The organism is Ancylobacter oerskovii (assembly GCF_018390555.1).
GTDB classification, from domain to species: Bacteria; Pseudomonadota; Alphaproteobacteria; order Rhizobiales; family Xanthobacteraceae; genus Ancylobacter; species Ancylobacter oerskovii.
In genome coordinates this window covers 235,487-261,684 of the sequence record NZ_JAHBGB010000041.1, presented here as the reverse complement: position 1 = coordinate 261,684, position 26,198 = coordinate 235,487, and the positions used below count along the sequence as shown (strand labels likewise).

Here is a 26,198-nt window from a genome sequence, read left to right as displayed (position 1 = left end):
GCGGCGCCGGCCATGGCGCATCCGCATGTGTGGGTGGTGATCCATTCCCAGCTGCTCTACGGCCCCGACGGCAGCCTCACCGGGGTGCGTCACGACTGGACCTTCGACGAAGGCTTCTCCTCCTTCGCCCTTCAGGGACTGGAGCAGACGCCCGACGGCAAGCCGACCGAGAAGACGCTGTCCGAACTCGCGCAGGTGAACATCGATTCCCTCAAGGAGTTCGACTATTTCACCTATGCCAAGCGCGGGAAGGACCAGTTCCCCTTCGCCCCGCCGCGCGATTACAGCCTCACCTATGACGGCACCGCGCTGACGCTGCACTTCACCCTGCCGCTGCAGAAGCCGCTTGCCGCCAAGGGCAGCACCGCCGTCGACGTCTACGACCCCACCTATTTCGTCGCCTTCCAGCTCGCCGACAAGGATCCGGTGAAGCTCGCCGGCAGCCCGTCCGGCTGCACGGTGGACGTGCACCGGCCCGATCCGGCCGCCGGCTCCACCAGCCTGTCGGAAGGCTTCTTCAACGCGCTGACCTCGGCGAGCAATTTCGGCTCGCAATTCGCCAATCGCGCCACGGTGAGCTGCCCGTGAGGCGCCTCGTGCCGCCGGCGCTGGCCGTCCTCGCGGCCGCCGGCCTCGTCGCCCTCGCCTTCCCCGCCGTCGCGCAGACGCCGTTCGGCATGGCGGCCCCGCCGGCGCCGGACGGCCTCGCCGGCTTCATCCTCGCCAAGCAGGCGGAATTCTACCGGCTGCTCACCGGCGCGGTGCGCGCGGCCAAGCAGGACGGCTCGGCGCTGTACCTGCTCGGCGGCATCTCCTTCGCCTATGGCATCTTCCATGCCGCCGGTCCCGGCCACGGCAAGGCGGTGATCTCCTCCTACCTGCTCGCCAACGAGGCGAGCCTGAAGCGTGGCATCGGCCTCGCCTTCGCGAGCGCGCTCGCCCAGTCGCTCACCGCCATATTGGTGGCCGGCCTGTTCGCCGTCGTGCTCGGCGCCACCGCCGCCACCATGCAGCGCGCGGTGTTCCTCATCGAGATCACCGCCTATGCGCTGATCGTGCTGCTCGGCACCCGCCTCGCTTTCGTCAAGGGCCGGGCGCTCCTGCGCGCCTGGCGCGGCGAGCCCGACCACGCCCACGCCGCCGGCGAGGCCTGCGAGGACGGTCATGCGCATCTGCCCGGGCCGGAAGCGCTGCCGCGCGGCGGCGTCAGGGAATGGTGGGCGGCGGTGCTTTCGGTCGGCCTGCGCCCCTGCAGCGGCGCCATCCTGGTGCTGGTGTTCTCGCTGACGCAGGGCATCTTCTGGGTCGGCGCCGCCTCCACCGCGCTGATGGGGGTGGGCACGGCGATCACCGTCAGCGCCATCGCCGCCATCGCGGTGTTCGCCAAGCATCTGGCGGTGCGGCTGGCGGCGAAACGCGAGGGCAATGGCGTCGCCGTGGCGCTGCGGGCGGTGGAACTCGCCGCCGCCCTCGCCCTCGTCGCCTTTGGCCTGGCGCTGCTGTTCGGCTTCATGGCCAGCGAGCGGCTGGGGCTGGGGTGAGCGATCCGGGCCGCGGCATCGGCCGCCTGCGTCCTTCGAGGCCCGGCAAAGCCGGGTACTTCAGGATGAGGAAGGTTGCTTCCCCGTAACAGCGCCCCTCATGAGGCGGCTTCCCGAAACAATGCCCCTCATGCCGAGGTGCGAGCGCAGCGAGCCTCGAAGCACGCCGGCCCGCTCCGTCTACGTCATACGGGCCGAAGCGAGGCGCGGAGCCGGAACTGGTTTCCCATGTCCGCGCGATCCCGGAACGGCCATCCGCCATCCGGGATGACTGTCTCCCGCTCAGTCCTTCAGATAGTCATAGGCCACCTTGCCGAGCCCGAGCGTCAGGTCGGACTTGATGTGCACCGCGCCCAGCACTTCCAGCACCGGCAGCTTGGCGACGTCGCAGATGGCGTGCGGGAACAGGCCGAGCGCCGCCGGGCCGGTCCAGGCCTCCTTGATGGTCACGTCCTCGAGATAATACTCGACCAGCTCGCAGATCCGCGCCGAGCCGTCGACATGCGGGATGATCTTGATCATCCAGTTCGGCGCCAGCATCGATTTCAGCATCGCGTCCTTGTCGAGCGCCTCGTATTTGTAGCCCATGGTGCCGCAGGCGCAGAGCACGCTGCCATAATTCAGCTTGGCCACCAGCACGTCGCTCTCGACCTCGAAGCTGGGCTTGGCGAGCTTCTTGGGGAAGCCCCAGAGCTCGCGGCCGCCGGCGATCGGCGCCTCGTCGTCGAGATACATGGAATGGACGAAGCCGCCCTTGCGCCCTTCGAACTCCACCGGGATCACCTGCCCGGTCTCGGTATAGTCGCCGAAGCCGGTGGAATCCGGCATGCGGATGAACTCGTATTTGACGATGGGCTCGACCACCTTCAGCGGCTCGGGCACCACCTTCTCCAGCGCCGCCGGATCGGTGCGGTAGGTGATGATGAAATATTCGCGGTTGAAGAAGCGATACGGCCCCTTGGGATAGGAAGGGCTGGTCAGCGGCATGGAATAGGCGGTCTTGCGGACGTCCTCGATCTTCATGGCCTGCGGTCCTCGCTGCGATGCATCAAGCCTAGCCTATTTGCGGCGGTGCGGTAGCCTCACATTGCCGGTTCGCCGGCTGCTTTTCACCGGGCGAAGGCAAGCGCCGCTTTTCTTACCCTCTCCCCACCCGAACTCGGCTGTTGCCGAGTTCGGCTCCGGCAAGGTCGAAACCGGAAATATCCGGTTTCGACGGAGAGGTGGCCCGCGAAGCGGGTCGGTGAGGGGCTCTCGCGATCGGCAAGCCAAGAAGCCCCCTCACCCCACCCTTCTCCGTCAACATCGGATCTATCCGATGTTGACTTCGTTTGAGGCTGAGCTCGGCAACAGCCGAACTCAGCGCGGGGAGAGGGAGCCAGCGCCGACATGGCATGAACTCAGACGAAGCCGCCCCTCAGAACCGGTAGGTCAGCCCGCCCTTGAGGGCGTTGGTCTCGACCGCGTCGCCAAACTGCCCCTCATAGCCGATGTTCAGCGACAGGTTGGCGCCGACATCGAAGCCGAGCCCGGCGCCCACCACGAAGCTGTCCTGCGCGATCGGCGCGCCGGCGACGCTGAAGCCGCTGCCGGTCTCGATGAACGCCATCGCCGCTTCCGGCGTGATGTCGCCATAGGCATGGCGCCAGGCCAGCGAGGCGTGCGGGGTCAGCGTGCCGCCCGCCGTCGCGAGGCTGGTCGCCAGCCTGAAGCCGAGCGTCGAATAGGGCGTGTCGAAGGACAGGCCGGACGAGCTCAGCCCGGTCGCCGGGGCGCCGGTTTCGGTGAAGCTGTCGGTGTTCACCCAGCTCCAGGCGATCTGCGCGAACGGCTCCAGCGCGACGCTGTTCATCTCCACCGCATAGGCGGCTTCCAGGAACAGGTTGGCGGTCGAGCCGTCATAGGAGGCGCGCGGGTTTTCCGTGATGCCGAGCAGGCTGGCGGTGCGCCGGCTGTCGATGTCGCTCCAGCCATAGGAGGCGCCGGCGCGCAGCCGCCAGGCGTCGAAGCTGGTGCCGGCATAGGCGGCGATCAGCGCCGTGTCGGCATCGACGCTGCTCAGGCGGTCGTCGACGTCGCTCGACGCCGACACATAGCCGGCCGCGAGGCCGAAGGTGGTGTTGCCGATCGTCACGTCGCCGCCGGCGAGGAAGCCGCCGAGCGAGGAGTTGACCTCGGCCGCATTGCCGTTGCCGTCGGCGGTGCTCCACTGGCCATAGCCCTGAACCCAGCCCGCATAGGCCGCCCCGGGGGCCGGCGCCGGCGGCGCCTTCACCGGGATCGGGCTGGTGGCGGCCGGCGCCTTGGCGGCATAGGCGGTCGCCGGGCCGCCGAAGCCCAGCGCCGCGGCCTGGGTTCCCGCCGCGGCAGAGGCGGAAGCCTGGCGCAGGCGCGAGACCAGCGTGTCGGCGACCAGCGTGTTCTGGCCATAGAGCGTGGTGCCGAGCGAGGCATGCGCCTCGCCGGAGGTGAGGTCGTAGCCTGCCGGCAGCGCGCCCTCTTCGCCCGGCTGCAGCGAGACGATGCTGGAATAGAGCGTGCCCTTGCCCGCCGCATCGAGCGCATTCGCCACCGCCGCCTGGTTGGCGCTCTGCGCGAAGCTGGCGAAGGAGGTGCCGTTGCGCGCCAGCGTCACGGTGATCGAGGCGCCGGCCTTGCCGAGCGTCGGGTCGATGAACAGGTAGTCAGGGGCCACCAACGAGGTGAACTGCCCGTCCGGCGTGGTGGTCTGCTGCGCCGAGACGATGGTGTAGACCTGCCCGACATTGATCGGCCCGTCGGCGATCGACATCACCACCGTGCCGCCATTGATCGCCGAGGTGCCGGCGACGATCTGGTCGGAGGTCGTCGCATTGGCCTCCACCACATAGGTCGAGCCGGCATTGAAGCTGACGGTGCCGGCGACGTTGATGGTGCCGATGGAATTGCCCGGCGACACGGTGGCGCCGGAATTCACCGTCAGCTCGCCGAGGCTGGCATTGCCAGAAAGGCGCGCGCCATTACCCATGGCGACATTGGCGGAGGCCAGCGAGCCGTTGAGGTTCAGCTGCCCGTCCAGCGTCACATTGCCGGCAAAACTCGATGAGCCCGTGAGAGCGTAGCTGGCGTCGGAACCGAGGAACAGCGCCTCGAAATCGCGATATTGCGCGTCGTTGCCCAGCAGCTCCAGCGCGAAGCTGCCGCTGCCGGCGAGGCGGAAGGTGTCGCTGCCGTCGCCGCCGGTGACATAGCCCGTCACCGTGCTGCCGGCGCGGTAGATGAACAGGTCGTCGCCGCCGCCCATGTCGACGGCCTTGGCATTGTCGCTCTGGATAGTGCCGGCATTGTCGATGGTGTCGGCATTGTCGCCGATGAAGGTCACCGCCACCCCGTCCGAGCGGATGATGCCTTCGTTGATCAGCGTGGTGGCGAAGGGCGCCGGCCCCTGGTTGCTGTCATCGACCAGGATCGCCCGGCCGACATCGTCGGCCCCCTCATTGGGGTAGTTGTCGAAGGCCTCAATGACGCCGGTGGCATGGTTGTGGATCAGGCCGCCGCCGATCGCGAGACCGTCGGCGGTATTGGGCACGCCGTCATTGGTGCCGGTGGCGCCGGTGCCCTGGATCAACCCGTAATTGTGCAGCTCGACCTTGCCATCGACATCGACGCCGTCGCCGTCCCCATCGGCCACCCCATCGGCCTCGCCGTCATCGTCGAGGAGGCCGGTCACTTCGCCGCGGATGATGCCGTAATTGATCACCCTCACCAAGGTGTCGCCGCTGCTGTCGACATTGATGCCCGAGCCGTTGCGGCCGATGATCAGGCCCCCGGCTTCGTTGATCACCGAGACCGCGGCGGGCTCGGCGATGACGCAACCAGAACGCAAGCAGTTGCCGGCATCGGGCTCGTCGCTCAGCGGGAGCGCGCCGTCGCCGGTGATGCCGTGCTTGGCGCCGTAGATGCTGCCGCCCGTCTTGTTGACGACGCTGCCGCCGGCCTCCTGGAAGTCGATGCCGTCGCCGTCGCTGGTGAGGTCGGTGGACTGGATGAGGCCGTAATTGATCACGCTCGCCCCGGCGCCGGGACGGATGCCGTCCGCCTCGCTGGACTGCAGCGTGCCGTAATTGGTGACGAGGATGACGTTGTCCGGCGAGGTCAGGTCGGCGAAGTCGAGCGCCTGCCCGGCGCCGCCGTCGATCAGCCCGTGATTCTCGATGTCGATCCTCGCGGTGGTCGTATCGGTCTCGGCGGCGATCTTGATGGCGTCGTCGCCGCCAATGATCCGCCCGCCCGCCTCGTTGACCAGCCTGAACGACTGCAACGTCTCGACATTCGCCTCGTCGTCGAACTTGATCGCCCGGTCCTCGTCGCTCAGCGTCTGGATGGTGCCGGAATTGATCAGCTCGATGGTGCCGCCGCCGAGGCGCACCGCGTCGTTTGCGTTGGCGGTGATGGTGCCGGCGTTCTCGATCCGCACCTTGGCGGTGGCATCATTGGCCGAATCGAGATCGAAGGCCTGCCCCTCCTGCGAGGTGATGGAGCCGTTATTGACCACGGTGAGATCGCCGCCGGCAAAGGCGTCGTCGAGGCGGAAGCCGTCATCGGTCGAGGAAATCGTACCGTTATTGGTCAGCGCGTAGCGGCCGCTCACCTCGCCATCGGTGTCGAAGGCCCGCTTTTCGCTGGTGATGGTGCCGTCATTGACGATCACGATCCCCGCGCCAGTCGCCGGGCCGTCCCAGATCACCGCGCTCTTGGTCACGTCGAGCACGCCGCCCGCCTCGACACGGCCGCTATCGGTGCCCGACACCGTCTGCTGCTTGGTCTGGGTGGTCCCGGCCGGCACCGTGAAGCTGTCGGCGCGCGCGGCGAGCGGCGCGAACAGCAGCGAACTGGCGGCGAGCAGCGCGCGGCCGCTCGCCGACGAGAAGAAGCGGTTGGTCATCGAGGCACCCCAAGCCCTATCCCTAGCGGAATGATGGGCTAACCAGCCTGGATGACAATCGGGTGACGCTCGCGCATGCCACGGGCCGAATTGCGCCCGTCCTCTCCGACGGCGCGCCAACGTGGCGCAACGGCAACAGCGCCCCGAAACTAACGCGTTGATGCGGCCACGTTTTCGGGCAACCGCGCTCTACAGCACCAGCACGCCGGCCTTGCCGCCTTCGGTGCCGATGCACAGCGCCCCGCCATCGGCGCGCCAGGCCATGGCGGCGACCGGGCTGGCATCGGGCGCCCGCACCAGGATCTCGGCGCCATCGGAGATGCGCACCATCATCACCATGCCGTCCTCGAAGCCGACCGCGATCACCTCGTCCTTGGGATGCGCGGCGACGCAGGAGACGCGCACGTCGCGCGGCGCCAGCATGGTCGGCTGCTTGCCCATCGGGCCTTCCTTGCTGGCGAAAGGCCAGAGGATCGCCTCGTTGGAGCCGGAGGTGACGAGGAACTTGCCCCCGGCGGTGAACGCCATCGACTTCACCCGCGCCGGATAGCCGCTCATGCGCATGTGCCCGCCATCGGCGAGCCGCCAGCCATGCAGCGCCGGCTCCTGCATGGTTGTCACCACGAAGCGCATGTCGGGGCTGAAGGCGACGCCGCGATGCGAGCCCTTCCACTCCAGCAGCTCGGGCTTGGCCTGCGCATTGGGGAACCACAGCGTGACGCCGCCATAATGCGCCACGGCCAGCCGCGTACCCTTATAGGCGAAGGCCAGCCCGCCGACGCTGGAAGCCACGTCGAGCGTCTTCGTCTCACCCTTGGCCGGCTTGAAATGAGCGGTCTTGCCGACCGAGAAGGCCACCGCGTCGGCGCCGAGCGCCACCTGGTCGATCCAGCGCCCCTTCTGCTCGAACACCACCTCGGTGGAACCGTCGCCACGGGTGCGCACCACCCGCCCGTCGTCGCCGCCGGTGAGGATCGAGCGCGCATCGGCGGCGAGCGACAATAGCACGCCCTTGTGCGCCTCGACGCGGAGCGGCTCCTCGCCGGCGAAGGCGAGCACGCCCTCGGCCAGCGCGAAGACCGGCGTGGTGCCGAGATAGGCGGCGCCGACCACCGCGCCGTCCAGCGCATGCACGCGCAGCTTGGAAGTGAGGGACGAGGGAGTGCTGGTGGCGGCCATGTCTGCTTGTCGAGCTCGGATCCGAAAACGCGAAGGGCTGCGCCCGACTAGCGCATATTGCGCCCGCCGTCACGCAGCCCGCCCTGGAACGGCCGCTTCACGCCACGCAGGCGCGGAACCCCTTTTCCAGCTCCGGCACGTTGAGCTGCCGGCCGATGAAGACGATGCGGCTCGTCTTCGGCTCGCCATCCTTCCACGGGCGCTGGTGGTCGCCGTCGAGGATCATGTGCACGCCCTGGAAGACGAAGCGCTCCGGGTCGTTCTTGAAGGCGAGGATGCCCTTGGAGCGCAGGATGTTCGGCCCCTCGCGCTGGGTCAGCTCCTGGATCCACGGGAAGAACTTGTCCGGGTCCAGCGGCAGGTCGCTGGTGAACGACACCGAGCGCATGTCCTCGTCGTGGAAATGCTTGTGGCCGCCCTCGAGGAAGTCCGGGTCGATGGCGGTGATGCGGTCGAGATCGAACGCCCCCTGCCCCAGAACCTTGTCGATGGCGATGTCGGAACGCTGGGTGCGGTGGATGCGGGCGAAGGGGTTGATGGCGCGGATGCGCAGCTCGACGTCCTTCAGCTCCTCCTCGGAGACGAGGTCGGTCTTGTTGAGCAGGATGACGTCGGCGAAGGCGATCTGGTTCTTCGCCTCGGGGGCGTCCTTCAGCCGGTCCTTCAGCCATTTGGCGTCGGCCACCGTCACCACCGCGTCGAGCGCCGTCTTGGCGCCCACCGTCTCGTCGACGAAGAAGGTCTGCGCCACCGGGGCGGGATCGGCAAGGCCGGTGGTCTCGACGATGATGCCGTCGAAGCCGTCCTTGCGCTTCAAGAGGCCGTCGATGATGCGGATCAGGTCGCCGCGCACGGTGCAGCAGATGCAGCCGTTGTTCATCTCGAACACTTCCTCGTCGGCGCCGACCACGAGGTCGTTGTCGATGCCGATCTCGCCGAACTCGTTGACCACCACGGCGAATTTCTTGCCGTGCGGCTCGGAGAGGATGCGGTTGAGCAGCGTCGTCTTGCCGGCGCCGAGATAGCCGGTCAGCACGGTGACGGGGATTTTTTCGGATACAGCTTCGGCCATGGTCTCGATCTCCTCTGGCGCGCGCCAGTCATTCAACGCGTCATGGCCGGGCTTGGCCCGGCCATCCATGTCTTTCCGCCGCCGCCCTTGCCGCCGCCATCCTCGCCGCCGCGACGAAGGCGTGGATGCCCGGCACAAGGCCGGGCATGACGGCCGGGCATGACGGCGGCTCTGCGCAACTCAGCTCGACAGCGCGGCCGAGAACTCGCGGATGTTGTTCTGCATCATGTCGATATAGGTGGCGGCCGGTCCCTTGTCATCGGACAGCGCATCGGAAAATACCGTGCCGCCGATCTTGGCGCCGGTCTCGTCGGCGATGCGCTTGATCAGCCGCGGATCGGAGATGTTCTCCATGAACACCGCCGGGATCTTCTCCGCCTTGATCTGCCGGATGATGCGGGCGACGTCCTTGGCCGAGGCCTCGCTCTCGGTCGAGACGCCCTGCGGGGCGATGAATTCCAGCCCGTAGGCGCCCTCGAAATAGCCGAAGGCGTCGTGCGAGGTGATCACCCGCCGCTTGTCCGCCGGGATGCGGGCCACCGCCGCCTTGATCTCGGCGTCGAGCGCCTGCAGCTTGGAAAGATAGGCGGCGGCGTTGGCCTCGTAGCTCGCCTTGCCGGCCGGATCGGCGGCGATCAGCCCGTCGCGGATGTTGGCGACATAGATCTCGGCATTGCCGACCGACTGCCAGGCATGCGGATCGGTGGCGCCGTGGTCGTGGCCGGCATGCGCCTGCTTGTCGTGATCATGGTCGTGGCCGTCGCCCTTGGCATGATCATCGGCGTGGTCATGCCCTTCCTCTTCCATGTCGCGGGCCTCGACGCCCTTGGAGGCGACGACGATCGCCGCCTTGGTGCCGGAGGATTTCGCCAGGCGCTCCATCCAGCCCTCGAAGCCGAGGCCGTTGACGAACACCACCTTGGCGGCCGCCACCTTCTTGGCGTCGGCGGGCGCCGGCTGGAACACATGCGCGTCGCCATCGGCGCCGACCAGCGTCGAGACGGCGACGCGATCGCCGCCGACATTCTTCACGAGATCGCCGAGGATCGAGAAGGACGCGACGACCGGCAGCTTGGCATCCGGCGCGCCGGCATCGGACTGCGCCATCGCGGGAGCGACCAGCGCCACGAGCAGCGACGCCGCCGCGGCAAGACGGGAGAGCTTCATGCATGAACTCCTTCAGGCTTCGAGATGCCGGCGAGGCATCAGGCGAGGCAGCAGCCCGCCGATGGGGCCGACCAGCACCGACAGCGCATAGGCGCCGCCGGCGACGAGGATGATGGCGGGCCCGGAGGGCACGCCGAGATGATAGGAGACCAGCAGCCCGACGATGCCGGAACCGCAGGCGACCAGCACGGCGACCCCGACCATGGCGGTGAGGTCGCCGGTCCAGAAGCGGGCGGTGGCGGCCGGCAGCATCATCAGCCCCACGGCGAGCAGCGTGCCGAGCGCGTGGAAGCCGCCGACGAGGTTGAGCACCACGAGGCCGAGAAAGATCAGATAGATCGGCCCGCCGGCCCGGCTCACCGAGCGCAGGAAGCCGGGATCGACGCATTCCACCACCATGGGCCGCCACAGCAGGGCCAGCGTCAGCATGGAGAGGGTGGAGACGCCGACGATCAGCAGCAGCGTCGGATCGTCCAGCGCCAGCACGGTGCCGAACAGAACGTGCAGCAGGTCGACATTCGAGCCGCGCAGCGAGACCAGCAGGACGCCGAGCGCCAGCGAGACGAGGTAGAAGGCGGCGAGCGCCGCGTCCTCCTTCATCTGCGTCGCCCGCGCCACCGCGCCGGCGCCGAGCGCCACCGCGAAGCCGGCGACAAGGCCGCCGATGGTCATGGCGAACAGGTTCAGCCCGGCGGCGAGGAAGCCCACCGCCGCGCCGGGCAGAATGGCATGCGCCATGGCGTCGCCGGCGAGGCTCATGCGCCGCAGCATCATCAGCACGCCGACCGGGCCGGCGCCGAGGCCGAGCGCGACCACGCCCACCAGCGCACGGCGCATGAAGTCGAATTCCGCGAAGGGAGCGATCAGCAGATCATAGGGGTTCATGCCGCGCGCTCCGATACCGGGCGTTCCGGCTGGCAGGCATGGGCGCCTTCGTCCCAGGCCTCGCACATGCGCCGCGCCTTGCTCAGATTGGCGGCGGTGAGCACCGCGCGCGTCTCGCCCCAGTCGACCGGCGAGCGGGCCAGCAGCAGCGTGCGCGGGAAATGCGCCCGCACCAGTTCGAGATCGTGCAGCACCGCCAGCACGGTGCGTCCCTCGCCGTGCCAGCGCTCCACCAGCGCCACGAGGTCGCTCACCGTGGCGGTGTCGAGGGCGGTGAAGGGCTCGTCGAGCAGGATGATCTCCGCGTCCTGCAGCAGCAGCCGCGCGAACAGCGCGCGCTGCATCTGCCCGCCGGACAGCGTGCCGATGGCGCGGCGCTCGAAGCCCTCCAGCCCCACCGCGGCGATCGCCGCGGCGATGCGTTCGCGGTCGGCACGCGAGACGCCGCCGAACAGGCCGGTCCGCCGCCACAACCCGAGCGCCACGAGATCGTAGACGCAGATCGGGAAGGAGCGGTCGACCTCGGCCGCCTGCGGCAGATAGGCGATGCGCGCCCGTCCGCCATCCGGCCGGGCGATGCTGCCCGACAGCGGCGGCAACAGGCCCATCACGCCCTTGAGCAGCGTCGACTTGCCTGCCCCGTTCGGCCCGCAGACGGCGATCAGCTCGCCCGCATTCACGATGCCGCTCAGATGATGCACCGCCGGATGCCGGTCATAGCCGAGCGTCACGTCGCGGAAGGCCAGCACCTCGCCCATCACGCCGCTCCCCACAGCACGGCGAGCGCCGCCGCCCAGAGCAGCGCCACCACCGGCAGCACCATCATCAGCCGCGCGAGCGCGGAAAGCCGCAGCAGCGACGGCGCCACCGCCGCCGCCGGATGGCGGGTGCCAAGCGGATGCGAAGGGTGGGAGTGCGCGTGATGCGGGTGCGAATGATCGTGTGAAGGGTGATGCACGGACATGCGGAACCTCGATGACGATCGAAGTGATACAACATATCGACCGACCGCGTCCAGCCATTCGATACTTTATCTCATCGCAAATGCGGAATTTTCATCGCACTGCGGCATATCAGCCGAATTGCCCGCGCGGCCGCTCTCGACGGCAGGCTTGCTCCGACCTATTAGAAGGCGCTTTCTCCGCCGGAGTGCCCGGCATTTTCGATCTGGAGCCCGTTCATGGACATCTCACGCATTTCGACCGGACCCAATCCGCCGGAGGAGATCCACGCCGTCATCGAGATCCCGGCCGGCGGCGCGCCGGTGAAGTACGAGCTCGACAAGGAATCCGGCGCGATCTTCGTCGACCGCTTCCTGCACACGCCGATGTTCTATCCGGGCAATTACGGCTTCATCCCGCAGACGCTCGGCGACGATGGCGATCCGCTCGACGTGATCGTGCTCTCGCCGGTGGCGCTGATGGCCGGCTGCGTCATCCCCTGCCGCCCGGTCGGCGTGCTGCTGATGAGCGACGAGAAGGGCAAGGACGAGAAGATCCTCGCCGTGCCCGCCAACAGCGTCTACCCGTACCATTCGGGCGTGAAGACCTATAAGGACCTGCCGCCGCTCATCGTCGAGCAGATCGGCCACTTCTTCACCCACTACAAGGATCTGGAGAAGGGCAAGACCGTCAATATCGACGATTGGCACGGTCCCGAGCGCGCCCACGAGCTGATCCTCAAGGCGATCGAAGCCGCCAAGAAGTGAGCTGCCGCCGGCGGCATCGATATCCGTGATCAAGGGGCCGTCCGCCGTCAGCGGGCGGCCCTTCGTCATGCCGGCGCGGAGATGCGGCCGCGGCGTGCGGGGCTCAGCCCTTGAACCCCATCCCCGCCAGCGCCGTGCGCAGGGCCGGCGGCACGCTCACCCCGTCCCGCGCCGCCTTTTCGCGATTGGCGAGGCGGCGCTGGCCGGGCAGCCGCGCGCCGGGCTCGCCCTCGATGGTCGCCGCCAGCCGCTCCATATGGTCGAGATAGGCCGCTCCCGCGGTGCGGCCGGGATCGATGGCCATGATCACATGCCCCACCGCCGCCGGCGGGCCCTCGCCGTCGAAGAAGCTCGGCGTGTCGAAGGCGAAGGTGGAGGCCGTCAGCCCCGCCGCCATCACCTCGATGAGGAAGGCGAGCGCCGTGCCCTTGGCCTCGCCCATCGGCACCATGGTTCCCGCCAGCCCCGCCTTGGAATCGGTGGTCGGCCGTCCGTCCTTGTCGAGCGCCCACCCTTCGGGGATCGGCTCGCCGCGCTGGGCGGCGGCAAGGACATTCCCCCGCGCGACCTTGGCGACCGAGAGGTCGACCACCGCCGGCGGCCGGTCGCGCAGCGGCGTGGCGAAGGCGAGCGGGTTGGTGCCGAACACCGCCTTCTTCCCGCCCCACGGGGCGATGGAGGCCGAGGCATTGGAGAAGGCCAGCGCCACCAGCCCGCGCTCGGCCAGCTTCTCCACCGGCTGGCCGGCGACGCCGAAATGGCTGGACCGCCGCATTGAGACCAGCGCGATGCCGGTCTCGCGGGCGATCTCCTCGGCCAGCGGCAGCGCATGCTCGATGGCGGGGTAGGCGAAGCCGTTGCCGGCATCGACGCTGAGCACGCTCGCCGCCACCCGCCGGCTGGTCGGCACGGCGTGGCCGTCGATCTTGCCGGCCGCCACCATCGCCGAATAGCTCGGCAGGCGGGCGAGACCATGACTGCCGAGCCCGTCGGCCTCCGCCGCCACCAGCGCCTGCGCCGTGATCGCGGCATTGGCCGGCGCGGCGCCGAAGGTTTCCAGCACCCGGCCCGCATAGGCGCGAGCCTCGTCCAGCGTCAGGCGCAGCGGCATGGCGGTCATATCCATCGCGTTCACGGGAGCATTCATGTCGCGGCGCCGCCGAGCGGCCCGGCCGGCAGGCGCGAGAGGTCGAAGCGGTGCACGTCGGCGAGCAGCGCCACGAAGGCGCGCGCACCATAGGCCGCGCAGGCCCGGCCCTTCTCGGCATCCGCCTCGGTGGCGTCGCCCATGGCGCCGGTCGGGTTGATGTCCTGCGACATCCAGCCGAAGCCGGCCGGCGTGCCGGCGCGCAGGAAATCGAATTCCTGCTCCATGGCGAGCGTCGCCGGCACGAAATTGTCGATCTTGTCTTCCCGCACCATGTCCGGGCGGAACTCCAGCATCAGCGACGTCTCGATGCCGCCGGCATGGATGCCGTGCTGGCGTTCGGTGGCAGAGAACAGCCCCTCGGGATAGCCGAAGCGATGCCAGGACACCGTCACCGCCAGCATGCCCAGCCGGGCGCGCAGCTCGCGCGCCACGGTGTCGAGGGTGGAGACGTTGCCGCCATGCGAGTTCACCAGCACGATCTTCCGCACCCCGGCGCGATGCACGCTCTCGCCGATCTCGATCCACGCGCGGGCCAGCGTCTCGGCGGAAAGCGTCAGCGTGCCCGGGAAGAAGATGTGCTCGTTGGACTTGCCGATCGCCTGCATCGGCAGGAACACCGCCGGCAGGTCGTCGGGAAGCAGCGTCATCACCGCATCGAGATAGCCCTGCCCGATCATCTGGTCGACACCGACCGGCAGATGCGGCCCGTGCTGCTCCACCGCTGCCACCGGCAGCACGGCGATCCAGTTGCCGACATCGCCCGCGGCGAAGTCGGTCCAGCTCATTTCGGTCCAGAAGCGTTTGGGCGGCATGTCTCGATGTCCGGGGAAGGAGGAGCGGGTTCTAGTCCCGATCGCGCCGCGCCGCCAGCGCCTCGACCTCGACCTTGAATTCCGGCCGGGTGAAGCCGGAAACGATCATCAGCGTCGAGGCGGGCGGCGGATCGGCGACGAACCGGTCGCGGGCCGCCATGTAGCCCGCCATATGCGCCCGATCGGTGACATAGGCGTTCAGCCGCACGATGTCGGCGGGGGCCATTCCCGCCTCGGCGAGGCAGGCGGCGATGGCGCGGAAGCACAGCTCCGCCTGCTCCTCGGCGCTGTCGGGAATGGCGTCGTCCGGGGAGATGCCGAGCTGGCCGGAGGTGAGCAGCAGCCGCGCCCCGGCCGTCACCTCGACGGCGTGGCTGTAGCGCGCGAAGGGGCGGCGGACCGCGGAAGGGAGAAGATGGCGCAGCATGCTATGTCCTTGAAGGGCCCGCCGCACAGCCGTGCCCCCGTTAGATCCGTTCCACCCGCGCGCCCTCACCCTGAGGCGCGAGCGCAGCGAGCCTCGAAGGACGCTCCTCCGGGCGCACCCGACGCACGAGCTACAAGGCGCGACGTCAAAAAACCCCTCCCCGGCACGCCTTCATCCTGAGGTGCGAGCGCAGCGAGCCTCGAAGGATGCTCGCCTCGCGCACCCGGACGCGCATCCTTCGAGGCCCGGCCGAACGCCGGGCACCTCGGGATGAGGTTCATCGGATGGAAGGGTCGTTCCATCCCCGACTCTTAAGCCCGCAAATTTGTGCGGACAAGGCCGTGCGGGGCATATGTGCATCGGCTTTAAGCTCGCCTAGTATGGCGGCATTGCCTGTTGGGAGATCCCGTCCATGCGCCAGATTTCGCGCAACATCGTGTCGCGCCGCTCTGCCCTGCGTTCCCTCGCCTTCGCCGTCGCCACGCTGACGGCGGGCCTTGCGAACCTCCTCGCCACTCCCGCGCAGGCCGCCGACAAGGTGACCTTCGGCACCAATTGGGTGGCGCAGGCCGAGCATGGCGGCTTCTACCAGGCGGTGGTCGACGGCACCTATGCGAAATACGGGCTCGACGTCACCATCCTGCCCGGCGGCCCGCAGGCCAACAACCGGCTGCTGCTGCCGGTGGGCAAGATCGACTTCTACATGGGCGCCAACATGCTGCAGGCCTTCTCCTCGGTGGTGGAGGGCATCCCGACGGTGATCGTCGCCGCGCTGTTCCAGAAGGACCCGCAGGTCCTCATCGCCCATCCCGACGTCGCGACCTTCGAGGATCTGAAGACCCGCACCCTGTTCATCTCCAAGGAAGGCCTCGCCAGCTACTACCAGTGGCTGGTCTCGGATTTCGGCTTCAGCGAGAGCCAGGTGAAGCCCTACACCTTCAATGCCGCGCCGTTCCTCGCCGACAAGAACAGCGCCATGCAGGGCTACATCACCTCCGAGCCCTATGCGGTGGAGAAGCAGGGCGGCTTCAAGCCGAAGCTGTTCCTGCTGGCAGACCAGGGCTTCGACACCTATTCCACCACCATCGAGACCCGCACCGAGCTGGTGAAGTCGAACCCGGACCTCGTGCAGCGCTTCGTCGATGCCTCGATCATCGGCTGGTATAACTACCTATATGGCGACAACGCCAAGGCCAATGCGCTGATCAGGAAGGACAACCCGGAAATGACCGACGAGATGATCGCCTTCTCCATCGAGAAGCTGAAGGCGTATGGCATCGTCGATTCCGGCGACGCCAGGAGCCTGGGCGTCGGCGCGATGACCGACGCGAAGATCACCAGCTTCTACGACAAGATGGTGCGCGCCAAGGTGGTCAAGGCCGGCATCGACTACAGGAAATCCTATACGACGCAGTTCGTGAACAAGGGCGTCGGCAAGGAACTGGCGCCGAAATGAGCGGCGCCCGCGCGTGAGCGCCGTCATGCAACAGACCCGCCCCGCCGGGCCGGAAGCCGGCGCGCCGCTGCTCGCCCTTTCCGGCGTCGGCAAGCGCTTCGGCAACCAGGTGACCGCCCTCGAGGGGCTGGACATGGAGGTGCGCCGCGGCGAGTTCCTCTCGCTGCTCGGCCCGTCCGGCTGCGGCAAGTCGACGGCGCTGCGGCTGATCGCCGGCCTCGCCGAGCCGACCTCCGGCCGCATCGACTTCAACGGCGAGCACCCGGGCAAGGCCGCCTCCCCCCATCCCTCCGTCGGCTTCGTCTTCCAGGAGCCGACGCTGATGCCGTGGGCGAGCGTGTTCGGCAATGTCCACCTGCCGCTCAAGCTCGCCGGCACCTCGCGCCGCGAGGCCGAGCCGGCGATCATGCAGGCGCTGGAGCTGGTCGGGCTCGAGGCGTTTCGCGACGCCTATCCGCGCGAGCTTTCCGGCGGCATGAAGATGCGCGTCTCCATCGCCCGCGCGCTGGTGACGAAGCCGCGCCTGCTGCTGATGGACGAGCCCTTCGCCGCCCTCGACGAGATCACCCGCTTCAAGCTCAACAACGATCTCTTGCAGGTCTGGCGCCAGCTGAACTGCACCATCGTCTTCGTCACCCATTCGGTGTTCGAATCGGTCTACCTGTCGACCCGCATCCTGGTGTTTCGCGCCCGTCCTGGCCGGGTCGCCGCCGAACTCGCCATCGATCCCTCGCTGGAGCGCGACGAGGCCTTCCGCACCTCGCCGGAATATGTCGCCCTGTGCCGGCAGGCCTCCACCGCGCTCGCCGCCGCCATGAACGCCGGCTGACGAGGCACCGTCCATGGCGCTCCGCATCACCCACCGCCTGGAGAACTCGCCGTTCCGCTGGGCGCTCCCGGTGGCGGTGCTCGGCCTCGTCGTGCTGGGCTGGGACCTCGTGGTGCGGCTGAACGATCTGCCGCCCTACATCCTGCCCGGCCCCCTGCGCGTCCTCGACACGCTGGTCGCCGACCGCACGGTGCTCCTCGGCTCGCTCATGGTGACGCTGCGCACCACCCTTGTCGCCCTCGTCCTCGCCGCGGTCGGCGGCGGCGCGCTGGCGCTGGTCTTCGCCTCCGCGCGCATCGTCGAGTTCTCGCTGTTCCCCATCGCCATCATCCTGCAGGTGACGCCGCTCATCGCCATCGCGCCGCTGATGCTGATCTACCTGTCCACCGACACCGCCGTGCTCACCTGCGCCTGGATCGTCGCCTTCTTCCCCATCCTGTCCAACACCACGCTGGGGTTGAATTCGGTCGACGCCAACCTGCGCGACCTGTTCCGCCTGTCCGGCGCCGGCCGCCTGCAGACGCTGCGCCTGCTGCAGCTGCCCACCGCCCTGCCCTATTTCCTCGGCGGGTTGCGGATCGCCGGCGGCCTCGCTCTGGTCGGCGCGGTGGTCGGCGAGATCGCCGCCGGCTCGGCCGGACAGGGCTCGGGCCTCGCCTTCCGCATCGTCGAATCCGGCTACCGGCTCAATATCCCCCGCATGTTCGCCGCCCTCCTGCTGATTTCTCTCGCCGGCATCCTCATCTATGCCGCATTGAGCCTCCTCTCCTGGCTGCTCCTGCGGCGCTGGCACGAGAGCGCGCTCGGCACGGGCAACTGAGAAGCGAGGGATCGAGCCGTGAACTCCGCCATGCGCGCCGCCTTCCTCGCCAACCCACCGGACGCCTATGTGCTCGCCGGCGTGCGCACCCCGGCCGCGCTGGCGCCGGAACTCGCGCTGGTGCCCGACCGCGAGGGGCTGGTGCAACTCGACGTCTTCATCGTCGAGAATGCCATTGCCGGCCTCACGCCGCATGGCGAGACCAATCACCCGCTGCCGCGCCTCGATCTCGACGGCGCGCTGGTGCTGCCCGGCCTCGTCGATGCCCACACCCATCTCGACAAGGCGTTCATCTGGGCGCGCCGGCCCAACCCCGACGGCAGCTTCGCCGGCGCCCTCGCCGCCGCCGATGCCGACCGGCAGGCACGCTGGACCGCCGCCGACCTCGCCCGCCGCATGGATTTCGCCCTGCGCTGCGCCCATGCGCATGGCACCGTCGCGCTGCGCACCCATCTCGACTGCATCGGTCCGCAGACCGCCATCTCCTGGCCGGTCCTCGCCGAATTGCGCGAGCAATGGGCGGACCGCATCGCCCTCCAGGCGGTGGCGCTGCTGCCGGTCGAGCAGGCGCTCGACGACCGCGCCTTCCAGCCGGTGCTGGAGTCGGTCATCCGCCAGCGCGGCGTCCTCGGCGCCTTCACCTATATGTCCGCGGATCTCGATGCCGGGCTCGAGCGCCTGTTCGCCGCCGCCGAGCGGCACGACCTCGATCTCGATTTCCATGTCGACGAGACCCTCGATCCGGGCGCCCACGCGCTCGCCCGCATCGCCGGCACCGCGCTGCGCCGCCGCTTCCAGGGCCGCATCCTCGTCGGCCATTGCTGCTCGCTGGCCCGGCAGCCGCCGGAGGAGGTCGACCGCACGCTCGATCTCGTCGCCCGCGCCGGCATCAGCGTCGCCGCCCTGCCGATGTGCAATCTCTATCTGCAGGACCGCGCGCCGGCCCGCACCCCGCGCCAGCGCGGCGTCACCCTGCTGCACGAGATGCGCGCGCGGGGCATTCCGGTGATGGTGGCGAGCGACAATGTGCGCGACCCCTTCTACGCCTATGGCGATTTCGACCTGATCGAGGTGTATCGCGAGGCGACCCGCATCGCCCATCTCGACCATCCCTTCGCGGAGTGGCCGGACATCGTCACCGCCCGGCCGGCCACCGCGCTCGGCCTCGACGGCGCCGGCCTGCTGGCGACCGGCGCGCCGGCCGACCTGTCGCTGTTCCGCGCGCGCAGCCTCGGCGAGCTGCTGTCCCGGCCGCAATCGGACCGCCTGGTGCTGCGGGCCGGCCGCAGCATCGACACCACGCCGCCGGACCCGGCCGAACTCGACGAACTGATGGGTGAACCTTGATGAGCGACCGCCCTCGCTACGACCTCGCCGCCCTGCGGACCCGGCTCGACGGCATCCGCCTCGAGGATAATCCGGCGCTGGTCCGCCAGAAGAGCCGCGACTTCTACTGGTACTCGCCCATCCTCAAGCGCCAGCTCGATGCCGTGGCCGCGGATCTCGTCGCGTATCCCGCCTCGCAGGACGATGTCGTGCGCGTCCTCGAAGCCTGCGCCGAGCTCGCCATTCCCGTCACGCCCCGCGGCGCCGGCACCGGCAATTACGGCCAGGCCATGCCGCTCGCCGGCGGCGTGGTGCTGGACCTGTCGGGCATGGACCGTGTCCTCGACATCGCCCCCGGCCGGGTGGTGGCGCAGGCCGGCGCCCTCCTCGCCGACATCGACGCCGCCACCCGCGCCACCGGGCAAGAGCTGCGCCTCTCCCCGTCCACCTATCGCACGGCGTCCATCGGCGGCTTCATCGCCGGCGGCTCCGGCGGGGTCGGCTCCATCATGTGGGGCGGCCTGCGCGACCTCGGCAACATCCTCGGCCTCACCGTCGTCACCATGGAGCGGCAGCCGCGCGTGCTCCGTCTCACCGGCGAGGAGGTGGGCAAGGTCGCCCATGCCTATGGCACCAACGGCATCATCACCGAGGTGACGATGCCGCTCGCCCCCGCCTATGGCTGGCTGGAGGCCATCATCGGCTTCGACGATTTCGGCCGCGCCTGCTCCTATGCCAATGCGCTGGGCGAGCAGGACGCGCTGGCGAAGAAGCTGGTCAGCGTCGTCGCCGCCCCGGTACCGCAGCTTTATTTCCTGCGGCACCGGCCGTTCCTTCCCGATGGCAAGCATGTGGTGCTCGCCATGGTCGACGTGCTCGCCGCCGACGCCTTCGCCGCCTTCACCACCCGTCATGGCGGCGAGTTCCTGTTCCGCTCCGACCTTGTGCCGGCGGAACGCCGGGCCGGCCTGCCGCCGATATACGAGCTCGCCTGGAACCACACCACGCTGCGCGCGCTGCGCGTCGATCCGGCGATCACCTATCTGCAGACCCTCTACCCCTTCCCGCACCAGCTCGATCTCGTCGCCCGCCTCCATGCCCGGCTCGGCGCCGAGGTGCCGGCGCATCTCGAATTCGTGCGCTTCGACGGCAAGGTCACCTGCTTCGGCCTGCCGCTGGTGCAATTCACCACCGAGGAGCGGCTGGAGGAGATCATCGCCATCCACGAGGAAATGGGCGCCGTCGTCTTCAACCCGCACCGCTATACGCTGGAGGAAGGCGGCATGAAGCAGACCGACGCCGTGCAGCTGGCCTTCAAGCGCGAGGCCGATCCCGCCGGCCTGCTCAATCCCGGCAAGATGATCGGCTGGGAGAACCCGGATTTCGACCTCGCCTCCGGCCGCCTCTATCTGTTCCAGGGCCTCGCATAGGAGCCGGCCATGCGCGCGCTCGTCGTCTTCTGCCATCCGGTGCCGGACAGCTACGGCGCGGCGCTGCGCGACGCGGTGCTGCGCGGCCTCGCCAGGGGCGGCCACGAGGCCGACCTGATCGATCTCTATGCCGACAATTTCCAGCCGGCGCTCACCGAGGAGGAGCGGCGCAACTACCACACGCCCGGCCTCAACCGCCTGCCGGTGGCCGACCATCTCGACCGGGTGAAGGCGGCCGACGCCCTCGTCTTCGTCGCCCCCACCTGGTGGTACGGCCCGCCGGCGATGCTGAAAGGCTGGCTCGACCGCGTGCTGGTGCCGTTCGAGACCTTCGGCATGCCCAGGCCCTTCCGGCCGCTGGAGCGACACCTCACCAATATCCGCCTCATCGCCGCGGTCTCGACGCTGGGCTCGCCCTGGTTCTGGTGGCGCTGGATCGGCCAGCCCGGGCGGCGGATCCTGCTCGACGGCATTGGCGGCATCGTCCACCCGCGGGCGCCCAAGCTCTGGCTGGCGCTGCACGGCATGGATTCGGTCAGCCTCGAAAAGCGAACCGCCTTTCTTAGCCGGATCGAGGAACGCTTCGCCCGGCTCAAAAATCCGGGCATATAGCAAGTTTTTGACGAAATCGGCGTTTGCCGCCATGTTCCTGTCATGACACGCTGTTTCTGCTGCAACAATGGTTGTTGCCGCCATGCGGTCGACGGGGCGTTCCATGAAGGACGGGTTCGACAAGAGCATCGGTCTTCGCCTGCAGCATGCCGCGCGCCTCCAGCGCGCCCTCGCGGCGCGGCGGCTTCAGGAACTCGGCCTGTTTCCGGGGCAGGAGACGGTGCTCAAGCTGCTGTTCGACATGGATGGCCGCACCATGTCGGAGCTCGCCAACGCGCTGCGCGTGCGCCCGCCCACCGCCTCCAAGACCGTGGGACGCCTCGCCGCGCAAGGCCTGCTGGTACGCAAGGCCTCCGATACCGACGCCCGGCTGGTGCGCGTCCATCTCACCGATGAGGGCCGCGTCCGTGCCGGCGCCATCGACGACATCTGGGACTCGCTCGAAGACACCATGATCGGCGGCATCGACGGCAAGGACCGCAAGCGCCTACGCAAGCTGCTGCGCCGCATCGAGAAGAACCTCTCCACCAAGCTCGGCGCCGACGATCCCGATCTGGACGAGCAGTCCGACGAGGTCGAGGAGCCGGCTTAGGTCCTCCACGCGATCACCGGGCCGTTCACCGCCCCTTGTGGCGCGGCCGCACGCGCTGCGCGCCTGTCTCCCCTGCTCCGGCGCGGCTCCGCTGCCGGCGATCCCCGGCAATGTTCGCCGCGCTCCCGCCCCGTCCCCGACCCACCTCCCGATACCGCCGCAACTCTCCGGGAACCGGCCGGCAGGCTGCCGATCCTGCGGAAGACGGATTGCCAGCGCCGGCGCTTTGGTGACGAATAGCCCGCGACGCGAAGGAGCCTGACATGTCCGAATCCCCGACCGCCCGCCCCGCCGATCGCATCGAGCTTCTGCAGACCGGCCCGCTGATGCCGATGATCGAGAAGCAGCTCGCCGCGCACTTCACCGTGCACCGGCTCGACGGGGCGGACGGCGATGCGGTGCTGGCGCAGGCGGGTCCGCGCATCCGCGCCATCGCCACCGGGGTCGGCGCCACCGCCCGCCGCCGCGTCACCGCCGATCTGATGGACGCGCTGCCGCAGCTGGAGATCGTCTCGAATTTCGGCGTCGGCTACGATTCCGTCGATGCCGCCGCCGCCGGCACGCGCGGCGTGGTCGTCACCAACACCCCCGGCGTGCTGGACGACGAGGTGGCCGACCTCACCCTCGCGCTCACCCTCGCCGCCGTCCGCCGCCTGCCGCAGGCCGAGCGCTATCTGCGCGCCGGCAAATGGCCGACCGGCGGCTTCCCTCTCACCGCGACGCTGCGCGACCGTTCCATCGGCATCGTCGGCATGGGCCGCATCGGCCAGGCGATCGCCCGGCGGCTCGAAGGCTTCGGCCGTCCCATCGCCTATCACAGCCGCCGGCCGGCCGCCGACGTCGCCTACCCGCATTATCCCGACCTCCTCGCCCTCGCCCGCGACGTCGACGTGCTGATCGTCATCGTGCCCGGCGGCGCGGCGACGGACCGCATGATCAATGCCGAGGTGCTGCAGGCGCTCGGGCCGCGCGGCGTATTGATCAATGTCGCGCGCGGCTCGGTGGTGGACGAGCCGGCACTGATCGCCGCGCTGCAGGACGGCACCATCCTCGCCGCCGGGCTCGACGTCTTCGCCCATGAGCCGAACGTGCCGGAGGCGCTGGTCGCGCTCGACAATGTCGTGCTGCTGCCGCATGTCGCCTCGGCGACGCAGCTCACCCGCGACGCCATGGGTCAGCTGGTGGTCGACAATCTCCTCGCCTGGGCCGCGGGCCGGCCGCCGCTCACCCCGGTGCCGGAGACGCCCTGGCCGCCGGTCCGGGGCTGAGACGCCCATGACATGCCGTCGCGGCCTGTCCCTTTCCGCCCTCCTGCTCTGCGCGGGAGTGGGCGGATTGGGCGCGACGGCTCCCCTTCTCCACGCTCAGGAGGCGACGACGCGCGAGTCGCCGGAAAGCGCCGTGCCGGAAACCCCGGCGCAGGTCGCCCGCCGCCTTGCCGAGGCCTATCAGCTCACCAATGCCGATGGCGACCGCATCTGCCATCTCACCTTGGCGGGCAAGGCCGTCCGTCCGCCGGCCGGCGTCGGCCATCCGCTGTTCGCGCTTTCCCTCGACCGCGCCGCCTGCGCCGAGCAGATCGCCTTCGCCGCCGACATCGCCTCCTGGTCGCCGGGTCCGGGCGACGCCATCCGCCTGCACGCCCCGTCCGGCAGGCTGGTGGCGGAGTTCACCGAGGGCGCCGGCGGCGCCTGGGAAGCGCTGCGCGAGCGCGACGGCGTGTATTTCCTCATCAATCCGCGCCTCGCCCAGGCGGCGCCCACGGCGCGCCCCGCCGATCTGTTCGGCTTGTGGCGGCTGTCGCGCGCCCCCGATGCGCCTTTCTGCACGGTGATGTTCGGCGAGCAGCCCTTCGGCGACGGCGATTACCCGCTCGCCCCCGACGCGGCCTGCGCCGCCCTGTTCGGCACCGTGTCGCCCGAGCGCTGGCGGCTGGAGGCCGGCGACCTGCTGCTGCTCGGCGACAAGGGCGAGCCGCTGCGCTTCGCCGCGCAGGAGGATGGCAGCTGGCTGAAGGTGCCGGAGGACCGCGCCACGCTGATGCTCTCGCGCAGCCCCTGAGCCGCCTCGGCGGCGTCCCGGGGCCGTCGCACGCATGCGTGTCACGGAAAATCGACTACCATCGCCGGCGGCGCCGCACGGCGCGCGGGGAAGCAGGGCAACGGGGAGAGCGCGGTGGCGGAACATGCGCATGGACATTCGCATGGTAGCGGGCATTCGCATGGCGGCGGACATTCGCATGGCGATGCCGCCGCCCTCGTCACGGCCGGCGGACGGCACAAGCGCTCGCTCTATCTCGCCCTGGCGCTGACCTTCTCCTTCATGGTGGTCGAGGTCGTCGGCGGCCTGTGGACCGGCAGCCTGGCGCTGGTCGCCGATGCCGTGCACATGCTCACCGATGCCGGCGGCCTCGTGCTGGCGCTGGTCGCCATCCGCTTCGCCGAGCGCCCCGCCACCCCGGGCAACAGCTATGGCTATGTCCGCATGGAGGTGCTGGCGGCGCTCGCCAATGCTGTCGTGCTGCTGGTGGTGACGGTGTTCATCCTCTACGAGGCCTGGCAGCGGCTGTTGAATCCGCCGGAGATCATCGGCGGCCCGATGCTGGCGGTCGCCGTCGCCGGCCTGGCGGTGAACCTCGTCAGCATGCGGCTACTGTCGGCGGGTTCGAGCGAGAGCCTCAACGTCAAGGGCGCCTATTTCGAGGTGCTGGCCGACATGCTCGGCTCGCTCGGCGTCATCCTGGCGGCCGTCATCGTCATGTTCACCGGCTGGACGCTGGTCGATCCGCTCGTCGGCGCCGGCATCGGCCTGTTCATCGTGCCGCGCACCTGGATCCTGCTGAAGGGCGCCGTGCACATCCTCATGGAAGGCACGCCGCCCGACATCGACCTCGCCCGGATCGAGGCGGCGCTGATGGCCATCGAGGGCGTCGAGGCGGTGCACGACCTGCATGTCTGGACGCTCACCTCCGGCATGGACGCGATGAGCGGCCATGTCGTGGTGCGGGACATGGCCCGCGCCCGCGCGACGCTCGCCGCGGCGCAGGCGGCGATGCAGGCCGAATTCGGCCTGTCGCATCTCACCATCCAGATCGAGGATGCCGCGCTCCGCGCCGCCGAGGCCCCGCAGCGGCTCTAGGGTCGCCGCTCGCCTTCAACGCAAAGGATATCGCATCATCACACGACATTCATTGCGCGAACGCCAATAGCCACCCTCTGCGCGGCGGCCTATCTTGCTGCCTGCGACGGGCGGGCGACACCGGCTCCCACCCGCTCGCCGGCGGGCATTCACGATAGCGGGCGTGCATTCGTCACGTACCGGTCGCGGCGTTCGCTCTACCTTCCGCGCCACCCGGCGGTGCTTCGCAGCTTGCCATTCCACCGCCGCCTTATCGCCAGCTCGAAGGATCGCAACCATGCCTTTCGTCACCACCAGGGACGGCGTCGAGATCTTCTTCAAGGACTGGGGTCCGAAGGACGCCCAGCCGATCATGTTCCACCATGGCTGGCCGCTGTCGTCCGACGACTGGGACGCCCAGCTGCTGTTCTTCGTGCAGAAGGGCTTCCGCGTCGTCGCCCATGACCGCCGCGGCCATGGCCGCTCGTCGCAGGTCTCCGACGGCCACGACATGGATCATTACGCCGCCGACGCCTTCGCGGTGGTCGAGCATCTCGACCTGAAGAACGCGGTGCATATCGGCCATTCCACCGGCGGCGGCGAGGTCGCCCGCTATGTCGCCAGGCACGGCGAGCCGGCCGGCCGCGTCGCCAAGGCGGTGCTGGTCTCCGCCGTGCCGCCGCTGATGGTCAAGACCGACGCCAATCCCGAGGGTCTGCCGCTGGAAGTGTTCGACGGCTTCCGCGCCGCGCTCGCCGCCAATCGCGCGCAGTTCTACGTCGATGTCCCCGCCGGCCCCTTCTACGGCTTCAACCGCGAGGGCGCGAAGGTCTCGCAGGGCGTGATCGACAATTGGTGGCGCCAGGGCATGATCGGCAGCGCCAAGGCGCATTACGAAGGCATCAAGGCCTTCTCCGAGACCGACCAGACCGAAGACCTCAAGGCGATCTCGGTGCCGACGCTGGTTCTGCACGGCGACGACGACCAGATCGTGCCCTACAAGGACGCCGCGCTGAAGTCGATCGAGCTGCTGAAGAACGGCACGCTGAAGATCTATCCGGGCTACCCGCACGGCATGCTCACCACCCACCCCGAGGTGCTGAACGCCGACCTGCTCGCCTTCATCAAGGGCTGAGCCGGCTTCCATCGAC

25 protein-coding genes are annotated in these 26,198 nt (G+C 69.0%); 14 read left to right on the top strand and 11 right to left on the bottom strand.

Annotated elements, in window-relative coordinates; genetic code table 11:
- Positions 1–12: 12 nt before the first annotated feature.
- Positions 13–588 carry a DUF1007 family protein gene (locus KHC19_RS19840; protein WP_246549267.1) on the top strand — a complete coding sequence of 192 codons (576 nt, stop codon included), beginning with the start codon at positions 13–15 and terminating at the stop codon, positions 586–588.
- Entirely contained in the window at positions 585–1,541 is a 957-nt protein-coding gene (locus KHC19_RS19835) for a nickel/cobalt transporter (protein ID WP_343207764.1), read from the top strand. The genes KHC19_RS19840 and KHC19_RS19835 overlap by 4 nt, the downstream gene beginning before the upstream one ends.
- A 282-nt stretch (positions 1,542–1,823) precedes the next feature.
- On the opposite strand, the gene KHC19_RS19830 is transcribed toward KHC19_RS19835, so the two are convergent.
- The 8 genes from KHC19_RS19830 to KHC19_RS19795 form a co-directional block, all read right to left on the bottom strand.
- Positions 1,824–2,564 carry an acetoacetate decarboxylase gene (locus tag KHC19_RS19830; RefSeq protein ID WP_213354718.1) on the bottom strand — a complete coding sequence of 247 codons (741 nt, stop codon included), beginning with the start codon at positions 2,562–2,564 and terminating at the stop codon, positions 1,824–1,826.
- A gap of 394 nt (positions 2,565–2,958) precedes the next feature.
- A complete protein-coding gene (locus KHC19_RS19825) occupies positions 2,959–6,465 on the bottom strand; it encodes an autotransporter family protein (protein ID WP_213354716.1) in 3,507 nt (1,168 codons plus the stop codon).
- 189 nt (positions 6,466–6,654) lie between these two features.
- Positions 6,655–7,644: a WD40 repeat domain-containing protein gene (locus tag KHC19_RS19820; protein ID WP_213354714.1), complete on the bottom strand. Its 990-nt coding sequence runs from the start codon at positions 7,642–7,644 to the stop codon at positions 6,655–6,657.
- 97 nt (positions 7,645–7,741) lie between these two features.
- On the bottom strand, positions 7,742–8,716 hold the full coding sequence (locus tag KHC19_RS19815) for a CobW family GTP-binding protein (protein WP_213354712.1): 975 nt from the start codon (positions 8,714–8,716) through the stop codon (positions 7,742–7,744).
- A gap of 180 nt (positions 8,717–8,896) precedes the next feature.
- Positions 8,897–9,883, bottom strand: a complete 987-nt coding sequence (locus tag KHC19_RS19810) for a metal ABC transporter substrate-binding protein (RefSeq protein WP_213354704.1) — start codon at positions 9,881–9,883, stop codon at positions 8,897–8,899.
- Between the two features lie 12 nt (positions 9,884–9,895).
- On the bottom strand, positions 9,896–10,768 hold the full coding sequence (locus KHC19_RS19805; protein ID WP_213354696.1) for a metal ABC transporter permease: 873 nt from the start codon (positions 10,766–10,768) through the stop codon (positions 9,896–9,898).
- Positions 10,765–11,526, bottom strand: a complete 762-nt coding sequence (gene aztA, locus KHC19_RS19800) for a zinc ABC transporter ATP-binding protein AztA (protein ID WP_213354694.1) — start codon at positions 11,524–11,526, stop codon at positions 10,765–10,767. The genes KHC19_RS19805 and aztA overlap by 4 nt, the downstream gene beginning before the upstream one ends.
- Positions 11,526–11,732: a hypothetical protein gene (locus KHC19_RS19795; RefSeq protein WP_213354692.1), complete on the bottom strand. Its 207-nt coding sequence runs from the start codon at positions 11,730–11,732 to the stop codon at positions 11,526–11,528. The genes aztA and KHC19_RS19795 overlap by 1 nt, the downstream gene beginning before the upstream one ends.
- 216 nt (positions 11,733–11,948) lie before the next feature.
- On the opposite strand from KHC19_RS19795, the gene ppa reads away from it, so the two are divergent.
- Complete coding sequence (ppa, locus tag KHC19_RS19790; protein WP_213354690.1) at positions 11,949–12,476, top strand: inorganic diphosphatase; 528 nt, start codon at positions 11,949–11,951, stop codon at positions 12,474–12,476.
- Between the two features lie 103 nt (positions 12,477–12,579).
- Here the strand turns inward: ppa and KHC19_RS19785 are convergent, their stop codons facing one another.
- Genes KHC19_RS19785 through KHC19_RS19775 form a run of 3 tightly spaced genes read right to left on the bottom strand, consistent with a single transcriptional unit; the run spans position 12,580 to position 14,865 of the window.
- Positions 12,580–13,602, bottom strand: coding sequence for an Ldh family oxidoreductase (locus KHC19_RS19785; protein WP_378297049.1), 1,023 nt, complete (start codon positions 13,600–13,602; stop codon positions 12,580–12,582).
- A 17-nt stretch (positions 13,603–13,619) separates the two neighbouring features.
- Positions 13,620–14,438, bottom strand: coding sequence for a creatininase family protein (locus KHC19_RS19780; RefSeq protein ID WP_213354688.1), 819 nt, complete (start codon positions 14,436–14,438; stop codon positions 13,620–13,622).
- A 31-nt stretch (positions 14,439–14,469) separates the two neighbouring features.
- Positions 14,470–14,865, bottom strand: coding sequence for a RidA family protein (locus KHC19_RS19775; protein ID WP_213354686.1), 396 nt, complete (start codon positions 14,863–14,865; stop codon positions 14,470–14,472).
- Between the two features lie 412 nt (positions 14,866–15,277).
- Here KHC19_RS19775 and KHC19_RS19770 point away from each other — a divergent pair, with 412 nt between their 5' ends.
- The 11 genes from KHC19_RS19770 to KHC19_RS19720 all read left to right on the top strand — a co-directional run bounded on the left by KHC19_RS19770 (position 15,278) and on the right by KHC19_RS19720 (position 26,182).
- Complete coding sequence (locus KHC19_RS19770) at positions 15,278–16,321, top strand: ABC transporter substrate-binding protein (protein WP_213354678.1); 1,044 nt, start codon at positions 15,278–15,280, stop codon at positions 16,319–16,321.
- 25 nt (positions 16,322–16,346) lie between these two features.
- Complete coding sequence (locus tag KHC19_RS19765) at positions 16,347–17,150, top strand: ABC transporter ATP-binding protein (protein ID WP_213354676.1); 804 nt, start codon at positions 16,347–16,349, stop codon at positions 17,148–17,150.
- 13 nt (positions 17,151–17,163) lie between these two features.
- Entirely contained in the window at positions 17,164–17,970 is an 807-nt protein-coding gene (locus tag KHC19_RS19760) for an ABC transporter permease (RefSeq protein WP_213354674.1), read from the top strand.
- Between the two features lie 30 nt (positions 17,971–18,000).
- The gene (locus KHC19_RS19755; RefSeq protein ID WP_213355162.1) at positions 18,001–19,317 is read left to right on the top strand and encodes a cytosine deaminase; all 1,317 of its coding nucleotides are present in this window, start codon (positions 18,001–18,003) and stop codon (positions 19,315–19,317) included.
- On the top strand, positions 19,317–20,726 hold the full coding sequence (locus KHC19_RS19750) for an FAD-binding oxidoreductase (protein WP_213354672.1): 1,410 nt from the start codon (positions 19,317–19,319) through the stop codon (positions 20,724–20,726). Before KHC19_RS19755 ends, KHC19_RS19750 begins: the two co-directional genes overlap by 1 nt.
- Positions 20,727–20,735: 9 nt before the next feature.
- Positions 20,736–21,338 (top strand): NAD(P)H-dependent oxidoreductase, encoded by a 603-nt coding sequence (locus tag KHC19_RS19745; RefSeq protein WP_213354670.1) that lies wholly within the window; start codon positions 20,736–20,738, stop codon positions 21,336–21,338.
- Positions 21,339–21,441: 103 nt separating this feature from the next.
- On the top strand, positions 21,442–21,930 hold the full coding sequence (locus tag KHC19_RS19740) for a MarR family winged helix-turn-helix transcriptional regulator (RefSeq protein ID WP_213354668.1): 489 nt from the start codon (positions 21,442–21,444) through the stop codon (positions 21,928–21,930).
- 263 nt (positions 21,931–22,193) lie between these two features.
- Positions 22,194–23,198 carry a 2-hydroxyacid dehydrogenase gene (locus KHC19_RS19735; protein ID WP_213354666.1) on the top strand — a complete coding sequence of 335 codons (1,005 nt, stop codon included), beginning with the start codon at positions 22,194–22,196 and terminating at the stop codon, positions 23,196–23,198.
- Between the two features lie 7 nt (positions 23,199–23,205).
- Complete coding sequence (locus KHC19_RS19730) at positions 23,206–23,991, top strand: AprI/Inh family metalloprotease inhibitor (RefSeq protein ID WP_213354664.1); 786 nt, start codon at positions 23,206–23,208, stop codon at positions 23,989–23,991.
- Positions 23,992–24,105: 114 nt separating this feature from the next.
- Entirely contained in the window at positions 24,106–25,068 is a 963-nt protein-coding gene (locus KHC19_RS19725) for a cation diffusion facilitator family transporter (protein WP_213354662.1), read from the top strand.
- Between the two features lie 277 nt (positions 25,069–25,345).
- Positions 25,346–26,182: an alpha/beta fold hydrolase gene (locus KHC19_RS19720; protein ID WP_213354660.1), complete on the top strand. Its 837-nt coding sequence runs from the start codon at positions 25,346–25,348 to the stop codon at positions 26,180–26,182.
- Positions 26,183–26,198: the final 16 nt, after the last annotated feature.